Source organism: Janthinobacterium sp. LPB2021202312-11-4 (assembly GCF_037049705.1).
Taxonomy (GTDB): Bacteria; Pseudomonadota; Gammaproteobacteria; order Pseudomonadales; family Pseudomonadaceae; genus Aquipseudomonas.
The window spans coordinates 339,100-352,272 of the sequence record NZ_JBAGKV010000001.1; the positions used below are offsets into that span (position 1 = coordinate 339,100).

Sequence of the window (13,173 nt, forward strand, 5' to 3'; positions counted from 1 at the left end):
TGACTGAGCGGATCGAACAAACCCGAACCGCGCCAAGGAGCAAGACTGAGCGTGTCGAAACAGTACACCCAACCTGCTTAGGAGTTAACGCAATGTTCAATAACTGGTCCGAACTGCTGCCCACCATCCAGAAAGCCTTTGGCGCGCTGGGCAAGAGCAACCCGAAAATGGTCAAGGCCTACATGGCCCTGGGCGAAGCGGCGGCGGAAAACGATGTGCTGGATGCCAAGACCCGCGAACTGATTTCCATCGCCGTGGCGATCACCACCCGTTGTGACGGCTGTATCGCGGCGCATACCGATGCGGCGATTAAGGCCGGCGCCAGTCGCGAGGAAGTCGCGGCGACGTTGGCGACGGCGATCTCGCTGAATGCCGGGGCGGCGTACATCTACTCGCTGCGCACCCTTGAGGCGTATGACAGCCTGAAGAAATGAGATATCCCCCCCTGTGGGAGCGGGCTTGCTCGCGAAAGCGGTCGTTCAGTCAACCTCTTCATCGACTGACACGGCCTCTTCGCGAGCAAGCCCCACATTAGATTTTCAGTGGGTGCAAGGCCAAGCAAGACAGGGTTATTGGTGGCTCAAACCATCGCCGCAAAGTTCAGCCTGAACTGCTGCGGCGTCACGCCCAACCGGCGGTTGAACACGCTGCGCATGTGCTGGGCATCGCGAAACCCGCACTGATACGCCACGGTCTTCAGCGGTGAACGGGTGCTTTCCAGCAACACCCGCGCCGCATCCACCCTCGCCCGCTCGACGAACTCCGCCGGGGTCACTTTCGCTTCCTTGGCGAACACCCGGGAAAAATTGCGCGAGCTCATGTTGGCGGCGTTGGCCAGGTCAGACAGGGCCAAATCACCAGTGAGGTTGGCGAGCACGTAAAGCTGCACCAGCGCCACCGCCGAGGTCGGTTCGGCATGGGGTGTGAGGAACGGGCTGAACTGCGATTGCCCGCCCGAGCGCTGGGTGAACACCACCAGGCGTTTGGCAACGCTCAGCGCGACTTCCGGGCCGTGATCGCGTCCCAGCAAATACAGCGATAAATCGATCCCCGCCGTGACCCCGGCCGAGGTGTACAACTCGGCGTCTTGCACGTACAAACGATCGGCCTCCACCTGCGTCGACGGACACAACGCCGCCAGCGCCGCTGCGTCGCCCCAATGGGTGGTGACGGTCCGCCCGTCGAGCAATCCCGCCCGGGCCAGCATGAACGCACCGTTGCAAATCGAACCAAAGCGCTGCGCCCGCGCGCAGGCATCCCGCAGCCAGGCATTGAACGCCACGCCGAAATCCATGAACGGCAACTGCGGCCCGCCGGCCACCAGCAGCAAGTCATAAGCTTCCAGCGCTTCGCTGAAATGCCGATGGGCGTTCAAGGACAAACCGTTGGAACACGGCATCATCCCGCGCTCGACCCCGATCACCTCCAGCCGATAGTGATCCTGCGGCGCCAGGAAGCGATTGGCCTCGGCGAACACATCCATGGGCCCGGTGACGTCCAGGGACTGGACGCCGGAGAACACCACGATGGCGACGGTCTTTTGCATGGTTCGAAACGCCCTCAATGGATCAACGCTTGCCTGTGGCAAACACAAAACCTGTGGGAGCGCACGTAGCTTCCAACCCTAGCCAATCCCGCCGCAACAAGCGAGGTTGGCGCGATATGCCTGCTCATTGGCCGGGATCGCAGCCATGGATCGATTGTCCCGATCCGGGTGCCGGAACAGACTTTACCCATCAGCGCCGCCACGGCGTTCCCGATGAGGACAGCACCATGAGCAGCACCATTGCCGGTATCAACATCCCCGACAGCGCGTTGGCCAAGGCCACCACCGAATACATCCGCGACGTCGAATCCGACCTGCTGTACCACCACTCACGCCGGGTGTTTCTGTTCGGCGCCTTGAGCGGTGAACGCAAGCAACTGGCCTACAACCCGGAGTTACTCTACGTCGGCGCGATGTTCCACGACCTGGGCCTGGTGGAAGGTCAGCGCAGCGATAACGAGCGTTTTGAAGTCGACAGTGCCAACGCCGCCAAAGCCTTCCTCAAGCCTTACGGACTGAGCGACGACGATATCGAGCAAGTGTGGTTGTCGATTGCGCTGCACACCACCCCGGGCGTGCCGCAACACCTGCGGCCGAATGTGGCGCTGGTGACGGCGGGGGTTGAGATGGATGTGTTGGGCATCGATTACGCGGCGTTCCCGACGCAGCAGCGTGAGGCGGTCGTGCATGCCCACCCTCGCGGTGAAGGGTTCAAGGAATGCATCCTGTGTGCGTTCGCCAATGGCTTCAAACACAAGCCGGACACCACGTTTGGCACGGTGAACGCCGATGTGCTGGTGGACAGCGAGCCAGGGTTCAAGCCGATGAACTTCGTCGAGATCATCCGCCAATCCCCTTGGGTGGCCTGATCCATAAAGTCAAAAGATCGCAGCCTTCGGCAGCTCCTACAGAAATCGGTACACCCGCCATTTCGCGGATGTACTCAAAACCTGTAGGAGCTGCCGCAGGCTGCGATCTCTTGATCTACAGCGCTATCAAGCAGCTTCCGGCGCCTGCGCCCGGCGCACGTCCGGTTGCTTCCACGAATCCGCAGCGCCTTCTTCAATGGCTTGCTGAATCGCCTTCTTGCGCGATTCTTCGGCGCGACGGCTGAAGAACCAGACCAGGAAGGTCACGATCGACACCGCCAGCAGAATCAGGCTGGCCACGGCGTTGATCTCAGGTTTCACACCCAGGCGCACCGCCGAGAACACTTCCATCGGCAAGGTCGTCGAACCCGGACCGGAGACGAAGCTCGCCAGCACCAAATCGTCCAGCGACAGCGCGAAGGACATCATCCCGCCCGCCGCCAGCGACGGCGCGATCATTGGAATGGTGATCAGGAAGAACACCTTCCACGGCCGCGCGCCGAGGTCCATGGCCGCTTCTTCGATGGACAGGTCCAGCTCACGCAAACGCGCCGACACCACCACCGCCACATACGCCGCACAGAACGTCGTGTGGGCGATCCAGATCGTGACGATGCCACGCTCCTGAGGCCAACCGATCATCTGCGCCATGGCCACGAACAGCAGCAACAGCGACAGACCGGTGATCACTTCCGGCATCACCAACGGCGCGGTGACCAAACCACCGAACAGCGTGCGGCCCTTGAAGCGGGTGATCCGCGTCAGGACGAACGCCGCCAGTGTGCCCAGCGCCACCGCCGCAATCGCGGTGTAGCAGGCGATTTCCAGCGAACGCACCACCGAGCCCATCAGTTGGGTGTTGTCGAGCAGGCCCACGTACCACTTGATCGACCAGCCGCCCCACACCGTCACCAGTTTCGAGGCGTTGAACGAGTAGATCACCAGGATCAGCATCGGTGCGTAGATGAACAGCAAACCCAGCACCAGCATCAGGCTTGAGAAACGGAAGTTCTTCATTCTTTGCCCTCCATTTCCTTGGCCTGACTGCGGTTGAACAGGATGATCGGCACAATCAGGATCGCCAGCATCACCACCGCCAGGGCAGACGCCACCGGCCAGTCACGGTTGTTGAAGAACTCTTGCCACAGCACTTTACCGATCATCAGGGTTTCCGGACCGCCGAGCAGTTCCGGGATCACGAACTCGCCCACAACCGGAATGAACACCAGCATGCAGCCGGCGACGATGCCGTTCTTGGACAGCGGAATAGTGATTTTCCAGAAGCTGTTGAAGGTGCTCGAGCCCAGGTCGGATGCGGCTTCCAGCAGACTGTGGTCGTGCTTCACCAGGTTGGCGTAGAGCGGCAGGATCATGAACGGCAGGTACGAATAGACAACGCCGATGTACACCGCGAGGTTGGTGTTGAGGATCTGCAGCGGCTCGTTGATCCAGCCCATGCTCATCAGGAAACCGTTGAGCAGGCCGTTGTTGCTGAGGATGCCCATCCACGCGTAAACGCGGATCAGGATCGCGGTCCAGGTCGGCATCATGATCAGCAGCACCAGCACCGTTTGCAGCTCTTTACGGGCGCTGGCGATGGCGTAGGCCATCGGGTAGCCGATCAGCAGGCAGAGGACGGTGCTGATCAGCGCCATCTTCAACGAGCCGAGGTAGGCGGCGATGTACAACTCGTCGTCGCCGAGCATCGCGTAGTTACCCAGGTTCAACAGCACCTGGAGCTTCTGGTCGATGAAGCTGTAGATCTCGGTGTACGGCGGGATGGCCACATCGGCTTCGGCGAAGCTGATCTTCAAGACGATGAAGAACGGCAGCATGAAGAACATGAACAGCCAGATAAACGGAACCCCGATGACCAGTTGGCGGCCACCGGGAATTATTCGATTGAGGCGACGTTTGAATTTGCGCATGTTCATGAGCGAAGTACCACGCCGCTGTCATCTTCCCAGTACACGTAGACCTGGTCGCCCCAGGTCGGACGCTGGCCACGGCGCTCGGCGTTGGCGACGAACGACTGCACAAGCTTGCCGCTCGGCAATTCGACGTAGAACACCGAATGGCCGCCGAGGTAAGCGATGTCGTGCACCTTGCCGCTGGACCAGTTGTACTCGCAGGTCGGCATTTCGGCGGTGACCAGCAGTTTTTCCGGGCGGATCGCGTAGGTGACCGACTTGTCCTGCACCGAAGTGCTGATGCCGTGGCCGACGTAGATCTGGCGGTCCAGGTCTTTGCAGGTGATGGTCGCGTGGCCTTCGGCGTCGTCGATCACTTCGCCTTCGAAGATGTTGACGTTGCCGATGAATTCACAGACCAGGCGACTGGTCGGGGTTTCGTAGATGTCGATCGGGCTGCCGATCTGGGCGATCCAGCCCAGGTGCATGATCGCGATGCGCTCGGCCATGGTCATGGCCTCTTCCTGGTCGTGGGTCACCATGACGCAGGTCACGCCGACGCGCTCGATGATCTCCACCAGCTCCAGTTGCATCTGCGAACGGAGTTTTTTATCCAGTGCACCCATCGGCTCGTCGAGCAGCAACAGCTTCGGCCGCTTGGCCAGCGAACGGGCCAATGCCACACGCTGACGCTGGCCGCCGGACAACTGATGCGGCTTGCGCTTGGCATACTGGCTCATCTGCACCAGTTTGAGCATTTCGGTCACGCGGGCATCGACTTCCGACGATGGAATCTTGTCCTGCTTCAAGCCGAAGGCGATGTTCTGCGCCACGGTCATGTGCGGGAACAAGGCGTAGGACTGGAACATCATGTTGATCGGGCGCTCGTACGGCGGCATCTCGGTGATGTCGACGCCGTCGAGGTAAATGCGCCCCTCCGTCGGCCGTTCGAACCCGGCGAGCATGCGCAGCAACGTGGATTTGCCCGATCCCGAACCGCCGAGCAGGGCGAAAATCTCGCCTTTCTTGATTTCCAGGGACACATCGTCCACGGCAATCGTCTCGTCGAACTTCTTCGTGACCCGGTCGATTTTGACCAACACCTGTTTCGGTGATTGGTCGCCCTCGAGGGCTTTCTTATAGGCGCCGGAGGCAACTGCCATTTACGAAACTCCCGAAAAAAAAGAGTGCAGTTCGCTCAAGGTGAGCCAACCTTGGATAGTTTGAGCCTTTGAAGCTATTTACCCGACTTGACCTTGGTCCAGCTGCGGGTCATCAAACGTTGAATGTTCGGTGGTAACTCGACCGACACGTAGGTCTTGTCGAGGACCGCTTGCGGCGGATAAACCGACGCGTCGGTGCGGATCGACTGCTCCATCAACTTGTCCGACCCGGGGTTCGGGTTGGCATAGCCGACAGAATCACTGACCTGGGCAATTACTTCGGATTTGAGCAAGTAGTTGATGAAGGCGTGGGCTTCCTTGACGTTGGCCGAGTCCTTCGGAATGGCCAGCATGTCGAACCACAGCGCACCGCCCTCTTTCGGAATGGTGTACGCCACGTTCACGCCTTTGCCGGCTTCGGCGGCGCGGTTACGGGCCTGGAACATGTCACCGGAGAAACCGATCGCGATGCAGATGTCGCCGTTGGCCAGGTCCGAGATGTACTTGGACGAATGGAAGTAGGTCACGTAAGGCCGCACCGCGAGCAACTTGGCTTCGGCCTTTTTGTAGTCTTCGGGGTTGGTGCTGTTGGCGTTCAGGCCCATGTAGTTGAGGACCGTCGGCATCATTTCATCGGCGGAATCGAGGAACGCGACGCCGCAGCTGTGCAGTTTCTTGATGTTTTCCGGCTCGAACAGCACGCTCCAGGAGTCGATCTTGTCGACGCCGAGCACTTCTTTGATTTTGTCGACGTTGTAACCGATGCCGTTGGTGCCCCACAGGTACGGCACGGCGTACTGGTTGCCCGGGTCATTCTGTTCCAGACGCTTGAGCAGCACCGGGTCTAGGTTGGCGTAGTTGGTCAGTTGCGAGCGATCGAGTTTCTGAAACGCGCCAGCCTTGATCTGCTTGCCGAGGAAGTGGTTGGACGGCACGACCACGTCATACCCGGTACGCCCGGCCAGCAACTTGCCTTCCAGGGTTTCGTTGGAATCGAACACGTCGTACACCGGTTTGATGCCGGTGGCTTTCTGGAAGTCGGCCAGGGTGTTCGGGGCGATGTAATCCGACCAGTTATAAATATGCACCGTGGGGGCAGCCTGGACACTGACGGCAATCGTCAGCCCGGCGCCGACCAGCAAGGCATTGCGCAACAAAGAAAAAATAGGCAAGTGGAGGTCCTCTAAAATTAGTTGGGCCCAAGTTGCCCCGCGTTACATGACAGCCATGGCTGCCTGGCAACAAAACCGGCGCGCAACTTACCCTCGATAAACCATTCCAGCAAAACTTTCTGTCATTTAATTGTTCCTGTTGCCGCCACCGCGCAGGCGGCGGCAACAGGTTGTCGCTTCAAACCGGCTTATTTACCGGATTTGATCTTGGTCCAGCTACGGGTCAGGTCACGCTGGGTGGCCGCTGGCAAATCAGCGATCGCATACAGCTTGGCCTGCACTTCGGCGGACGGGTAGATGCCCGGGTCCGAGGTGATTTCCTTGTTCACGTACTGGGTGGCTTCGGCGTTGCCGTTAGGGAAACGCACGGCGTTGGTGATGTCGGCCATCACTTTCGGCTGCAACAGGTAGTTCATGAACTTGTAGGCACCGTCGACGTTTTCCGCGTCTTTCGGAATCGCGACCATGTCGTAGAAGCTGCCAGCGCCTTCTTTCGGAATGGCGTAGCTGACTTTGACCTTGTCACCGGCTTCGGCAGCACGGGACTTGGCTTGTTGCACGTCACCCGAGTAACCGACGGCTACGCAGATGTTGCCGTTGGCCAGGTCGGAAATGTACTTGGAGGAGTGGAAGTAGGTGACCGAAGGACGAATCTTGAGGAACAGGTCTTCAGCTTTCTTGATGTCTTCTTTCTTCTGGCTGTCGGTAGGCAGGCCCAGGTAGTGCAGCGCGACCGGGAGCATTTCGGTCGGCGAATCGAGGAAGCTCACACCGCAGCTCTTGAGCTTGGCGATGTTTTCAGGCTTGAACAGAATGTCCCAGGAATCGATGGTGTCGACGCCCAGCGCAGCCTTGACCTTCTCCGGGTTGTAACCGATGCCGATCGAGCCCCACATGTACGGGAAGGCGTGTTTGTTGTCCGGGTCGCTGATCGAAACCGCTTTAAGCAGCGACTTGTTCAGGTTGCCGTAGTTGGACAGCTTGGACTTATCCAGCTCCTGGTAAACACCGGCCTTGATTTGCTTGGCAAGGAAGTTGTTCGACGGCACGACCACGTCGTAGCCGGACTTGCCTGCCAGCAACTTGGCTTCCAGGGTTTCGTTACTGTCGAAAACGTCGTAAACCACCTTGATCCCGGACTCTTTCTCGAAGTTCGCGATGGTGTCCGGTGCGATGTAATCGGACCAGTTGTAGATGTGCAGCACCTTGTCATCGGCCTGTACTGCACCCGCCATCACGCCCATCAGGGACATGGCGAGGAGGGTCTTGCCAGCTATCTTCATACCTAATGCCTTCATGGGTAATGCTCCAATTTTTCTTTTTAACCACGTGCTCAGCGGCCTGTTACTGGGCATCCGAACAACCGGTAGTCTGGCAAGTTACAAGGCAGGCTTTCAAGGAAAGACCCATCCTTTGTTTGCACCGGGCGAAGTGCCGTCTTCGCACCCCGCCCAGAGCCTAGCACTTAGGCCTGCAATGCACTCAGGGTCAGGTCCAGACACTTGCGTGCCTTGGTCACCAACTCATCGATCTCGGCCTTGGTAATCACCAGCGGCGGCGAGATGATCATGGTGTCGCCCACGGCGCGCATGATCAGGCCGTTGTCGAAGCAGAAGGTGCGGCAAATCATGCCCACGCCCTTGCCTTCGTAACGTTTGCGCGTGGCCTTGTCCTGGACCAGTTCGATGGCCCCCAACATGCCTACGCCGCGCACTTCCCCCACCAACGGGTGATCGTTCAGTTCCCGTAGACGCTTTTGCAAATAAGGTGCCGTTTCTGCGTGAACGCGCTCGATAATTTTTTCTTCGCGCAGAATGCGGATATTTTCCAGGGCCACCGCAGCGGCTACCGGGTGCCCGGAGTAGGTGAAACCGTGGTTGAAATCGCCGCCCTCGTTGAGCACGGCCACTACTTCATCACGCACAATCAGGCCACCCATCGGGATGTAGCCGGAGGTCAGGCCTTTGGCGATGGTCATCATGTCGGGCTTGAGGTCGTAGTAATCGGTACCGAACCACTCACCGGTACGGCCGAAACCGCAGATCACTTCGTCCGCCACGAACAGGATGTCGTACTTGGCGAGGATTTCCTTGATGCGCGGCCAGTAGCTGTCAGGCGGAACGATCACGCCACCGGCACCCTGGATCGGCTCGGCAATAAAGGCACCGACGTTGTCCACGCCGATTTCCAGAATTTTCTCTTCCAGTTGATTGGCGGCCCAGATACCGAACTCCTCCGGGCTCATGTCGCCACCTTCACCGAACCAGTACGGCTGGGCGATGTGGACGATGCCCGGGATCGGCAAGTCGCCTTGTTCGTGCATATAAGTCATGCCGCCCAGGCTCGCGCCAGCCACGGTGGAACCGTGATAACCGTTCTTGCGGCTGATGATGACTTTCTTGTTCGGCTGGCCTTTGATCGCCCAATAGTGGCGAACCATACGCAGCATGGTGTCGTTGCCTTCGGAGCCGGAACCGGTGAAGAACACGTGGTTCATGCCTTGCGGCGCGATGTCGGCGATTGCTTTGGCCAGCTCCAGCACAGGCGGGTGAGCGGTCTGGAAGAACAGGTTGTAATAAGGCAGCTCGCGCATTTGCTTGCTGGCGGCGTCGGCCAGTTCATCGCGACCGTAACCAATCGCTACGCACCACAGGCCGGCCATGCCGTCGAGGATCTTGTTGCCTTCGCTGTCCCAAAGGTAAACGCCCTTGGCGCTGGTGATAATGCGCGGGCCTTTCTCTTTGAGTTGTTTGAAGTCGCTGAACGGGGCCAGGTGATGATCGTTGCTCAGGGCCTGCCATTCACGGGTTTGCGGGTTATTGCTGGTCATGCGAATTCTCCTTGTTATGGGTTAAAGCGCCGCCAGAAGCAGCGACGCCCGGCGCATCAGACGGCGAACAGCAGGAATTCCCGCTCCCACGAACTGATGACGCGCTTGAAGTTTTCATGCTCGGCCCGCTTGACCGCGACGTAGCCAGTGATGAATTTCTTGCCCAGGTATTTCTCGATGGTCGCGCTATTTTCCATCCGTTCCAGCGCGTCTTCGATGGTCAGCGGCAGGCGCAGGTTGCGGCGTTCATAGCCGCGCCCCACTACCGGCGCACTCGGGTTCAAGCCTTCGACCATGCCGACATAACCGCAGAGCAGGCTCGCGGCAATCGCCAGGTACGGGTTGGCGTCGGCGCCCGGCAGGCGGTTTTCCACCCGACGGTTTTGCGGGCCGGCATCCGGCACGCGCAGGCCCACGGTACGGTTCTCTTCGCCCCACTCCACGTTCACCGGTGCCGAAGTGTCCGGCAGGAAGCGGCGGAACGAGTTCACGTTCGGCGCGAACAGCGGGAGCAATTCCGGAATGAGTTTCTGCAGGCCACCGATGTGGTGCAGGAACAACTGGCTCATGGTCCCGTCTTCATTAGAGAAGACGTTCTTGCCGGTTTCGATGTCGATGATGCTCTGGTGCAAGTGCATCGCACTGCCCGGCTCGCCGGTCATGGGCTTGGCCATGAAGGTCGCGGCCACGTCATGCTTGAGCGCGGCTTCGCGCATGGTGCGCTTGAACACCAGGATCTGGTCGGCCAGGGACAGGGCATCGCCGTGACGGAAGTTGATTTCCATCTGCGCCGTGCCGTCCTCGTGGATCAGCGTGTCGAGGTCCAGCTCCTGCAATTCGCACCAGTCGTAGACGTCTTCGAACAACGGGTCGAATTCGTTCGCCGCTTCAATCGAGAACGACTGGCGACCGATTTCCGGGCGGCCGGAACGGCCAATTGGCGGTTGCAACGGATAGTCCGGATCGTCGCTGCGCTTGGTCAGGTAAAACTCCATTTCCGGCGCCACGATGGGCTGCCAGCCCTTGTCAGAATAGAGCTTCAGAACCTTCTTGAGCACGTTGCGCGGCGACAGCTCGATCGGGTTGCCCTGCTTGTCGTAGGTGTCGTGGATGACCTGGGCGGTGGGCTCGATGGCCCACGGCACCAGGAACACCGCGTTCTGGTCGGGGCGGCAGATCATGTCGATGTCGGCCGGGTCGAGCAGTTCGTAATAGATGTCGTCTTCGACATAGTCGCCGGTCACGGTCTGTAACAGAACGCTCTCGGGCAGGCGCATGCCTTTTTCGGCAATGAACTTGTTGGTCGGCGAAATCTTGCCCCGGGTGATCCCGGTCAAGTCGGCGATCATGCATTCGACTTCTGTGATCTTGTGGTCTTTCAACCAATCGGTGAGCTGGTCGAGGTTGTTACTCATAAATGCCTCTAGGCTGAGTTTCCTGACTCTTATAAGTCAGGCGTTGTTTGACGCGTCGGCGCCGCGTGATACAGATTGCCACTGCAATCGCCGGGCACAAATACCCGTCGCCACCCTGGAAAGGCTCAACGATAGAGTAGTTGTGCGTGCAGAATCATGAGCAGGGCCCGGCGTATTGGCTGGGCTGCCAAGGGAAAACGGTTCTATATTGGATGCAGAGCCGGTAAAGAGAATGCGGTCCAGACCGTCCAGAATATCGGACGGGGCCAGCGATTCCGCCGGGGACAAATGATTCAACGGCAGGCCTTTGGCAATGGATGCCATGGCATGTACGTAATTGTCGCCACTGATGTGATAAGCATGCAGACCGATCTGGCTAGAGCAGACGGTGACGCCGATTAACGGCAGGCGAGACATGAAGCACCCCGGTATTATTGCTGTTATGGGTTTGAATCGAGCTTAGCCTTGTTCATTTTTTTACACAACACCCCCGTAAAAAATACAACACGGCCCGCTCAAGCCCGCGGGCGCCAAAGCGTCCAATGGCATAAAAACGCCCCAAAGTGCCTCAAAAAAGCCCTGCGAGCGCTTTTTTAGGGCAAAAAAGGCCTCGCTTGACTTCGGCATGCCGTTCGGGTTGACTGAAACCCGAAGAGATCAATGATTGATATTTTTAACAACAAAGGTGTTGCATCATGTCGGTACCCCCGCGTGCCGTTCAGCTTAACGAAGCGAACGCGTTCCTTAAGGAACATCCTGAGGTTCTGTACGTTGACCTTCTGATTGCGGATATGAATGGTGTGGTGCGCGGCAAGCGCATTGAACGCACCAGCCTCCACAAGGTTTACGAGAAAGGCATCAACCTGCCGGCCTCTCTATTTGCTCTGGATATCAATGGCTCGACGGTGGAAAGCACCGGCCTGGGTCTGGACATCGGCGATGCTGACCGAATCTGCTATCCAATCCCCGACACCCTGTGCAATGAGCCTTGGCAGAAGCGCCCTACCGCGCAACTGTTAATGACCATGCACGAAATCGAAGGTGAACCTTTCTTCGCCGATCCTCGCGAAGTCTTGCGACAAGTCGTGACCAAGTTCGACGACCTGGGTCTGACGATCTGCGCCGCGTTCGAACTGGAGTTCTACCTGATCGACCAGGAGAACGTGAACGGTCGCCCACAACCGCCGCGCTCGCCGATCTCCGGCAAACGCCCGCATTCGACACAGGTCTACCTGATCGACGACCTCGACGAATACGTCGATTGCCTCCAGGACATTCTGGAAGGTGCCAAAGAGCAAGGCATCCCGGCCGACGCCATCGTCAAGGAAAGTGCCCCGGCGCAGTTCGAAGTGAACCTGCACCACGTGGCCGACCCGATCAAGGCCTGCGACTACGCGGTACTGCTCAAGCGCCTGATCAAGAACATCGCCTACGACCATGAAATGGACACCACCTTCATGGCCAAGCCTTACCCAGGCCAGGCGGGTAACGGGCTGCACGTCCACATCTCGATTCTTGATAAAGAAGGCAAAAACATTTTTGCCAGCGAGGATCCCGAGCAGAACGCCGCACTGCGTCACGCGATCGGCGGTGTGCTCGAGACCCTACCGGCGCAGATGGCGTTCCTCTGCCCGAACGTCAACTCCTACCGCCGTTTCGGCGCACAGTTCTACGTGCCGAACTCGCCGTGCTGGGGCCTGGACAACCGTACCGTGGCGATTCGCGTCCCGACCGGCTCGTCCGATGCCGTGCGTATCGAACACCGCGTTGCCGGTGCCGATGCCAACCCGTACCTGCTGATGGCCTCGGTTCTGGCAGGCGTGCACCACGGCCTGACCAACAAGATCGAGCCGGGCGCGCCCGTGGAAGGCAACTCCTACGAGCAGAACGAGCAAAGCCTGCCGAACAACCTGCGCGATGCATTGCGTGAGCTGGACGACAGCGAAGTCATGGCCAAGTACATCGATCCGAAATACATCGATATCTTTGTGGCCTGTAAGGAAAGCGAGCTGGAAGAGTTTGAACACTCCATCTCCGACCTTGAGTACAACTGGTACCTGCATACCGTTTAAGCGGGTGCAGTAAAAAAGAAACGCCGTCAGCTGATAAAGCTGACGGCGTTTTTTTTATGGCCGCCTTCGGCGGTTCGCGGGCAAGCCTCGCTCCTACGGGTTGTGCGCCATTTTCAAATTGGCGCATGACCCGTAGGAGCGAGGCTTGCCCGCGAAGGCGTCCTACAAGACAACATCAAACCCTGCTCGTACAATG

The 13,173-nt window shown here is 58.8% G+C and carries 12 protein-coding genes; 3 read left to right on the forward strand and 9 right to left on the reverse strand.

The features are described 5' to 3' along the window. Positions 1-92 precede the first annotated feature (92 nt). Entirely contained in the window at positions 93-434 is a 342-nt protein-coding gene (locus V5E99_RS01525) for a carboxymuconolactone decarboxylase family protein (protein WP_499800392.1), read from the forward strand. A 146-nt stretch (positions 435-580) separates the two neighbouring features. On the opposite strand, the gene V5E99_RS01530 is transcribed toward V5E99_RS01525, so the two are convergent. After that, complete coding sequence (locus V5E99_RS01530; protein ID WP_499800394.1) at positions 581-1,546, reverse strand: GlxA family transcriptional regulator; 966 nt, start codon at positions 1,544-1,546, stop codon at positions 581-583. 227 nt (positions 1,547-1,773) lie between these two features. On the opposite strand from V5E99_RS01530, the gene V5E99_RS01535 reads away from it, so the two are divergent. Next, positions 1,774-2,415, forward strand: a complete 642-nt coding sequence (locus V5E99_RS01535) for an HD domain-containing protein (RefSeq protein WP_499800396.1) — start codon at positions 1,774-1,776, stop codon at positions 2,413-2,415. A 126-nt stretch (positions 2,416-2,541) separates the two neighbouring features. On the opposite strand, the gene V5E99_RS01540 is transcribed toward V5E99_RS01535, so the two are convergent. The 8 genes from V5E99_RS01540 to V5E99_RS01575 all read right to left on the reverse strand — a co-directional run bounded on the left by V5E99_RS01540 (position 2,542) and on the right by V5E99_RS01575 (position 11,322). Beyond that, positions 2,542-3,432, reverse strand: coding sequence for an ABC transporter permease subunit (locus V5E99_RS01540; RefSeq protein WP_499800397.1), 891 nt, complete (start codon positions 3,430-3,432; stop codon positions 2,542-2,544). Beyond that, a complete protein-coding gene (locus V5E99_RS01545) occupies positions 3,429-4,343 on the reverse strand; it encodes an ABC transporter permease subunit (protein WP_499800536.1) in 915 nt (304 codons plus the stop codon). Before V5E99_RS01545 ends, V5E99_RS01540 begins: the two co-directional genes overlap by 4 nt. Before the next feature lie 2 nt (positions 4,344-4,345). Beyond that, positions 4,346-5,488 carry an ABC transporter ATP-binding protein gene (locus tag V5E99_RS01550; protein ID WP_499800399.1) on the reverse strand — a complete coding sequence of 381 codons (1,143 nt, stop codon included), beginning with the start codon at positions 5,486-5,488 and terminating at the stop codon, positions 4,346-4,348. Positions 5,489-5,562: 74 nt separating this feature from the next. Then, on the reverse strand, positions 5,563-6,660 hold the full coding sequence (locus tag V5E99_RS01555) for a polyamine ABC transporter substrate-binding protein (RefSeq protein WP_499800402.1): 1,098 nt from the start codon (positions 6,658-6,660) through the stop codon (positions 5,563-5,565). A gap of 188 nt (positions 6,661-6,848) precedes the next feature. Further along, entirely contained in the window at positions 6,849-7,958 is a 1,110-nt protein-coding gene (locus tag V5E99_RS01560; RefSeq protein ID WP_499800403.1) for a polyamine ABC transporter substrate-binding protein, read from the reverse strand. 167 nt (positions 7,959-8,125) lie between these two features. Then, positions 8,126-9,490, reverse strand: coding sequence for an aspartate aminotransferase family protein (locus V5E99_RS01565; protein ID WP_499800405.1), 1,365 nt, complete (start codon positions 9,488-9,490; stop codon positions 8,126-8,128). Positions 9,491-9,546: 56 nt separating this feature from the next. Beyond that, positions 9,547-10,905: a glutamine synthetase family protein gene (locus V5E99_RS01570; protein WP_499800407.1), complete on the reverse strand. Its 1,359-nt coding sequence runs from the start codon at positions 10,903-10,905 to the stop codon at positions 9,547-9,549. Positions 10,906-10,941: 36 nt separating this feature from the next. Next, complete coding sequence (locus V5E99_RS01575; RefSeq protein ID WP_499800409.1) at positions 10,942-11,322, reverse strand: gamma-glutamyl-gamma-aminobutyrate hydrolase family protein; 381 nt, start codon at positions 11,320-11,322, stop codon at positions 10,942-10,944. 278 nt (positions 11,323-11,600) lie between these two features. On the opposite strand from V5E99_RS01575, the gene V5E99_RS01580 reads away from it, so the two are divergent. Then, entirely contained in the window at positions 11,601-12,977 is a 1,377-nt protein-coding gene (locus V5E99_RS01580) for a glutamine synthetase family protein (protein ID WP_499800411.1), read from the forward strand. Positions 12,978-13,173 lie beyond the last annotated feature (196 nt).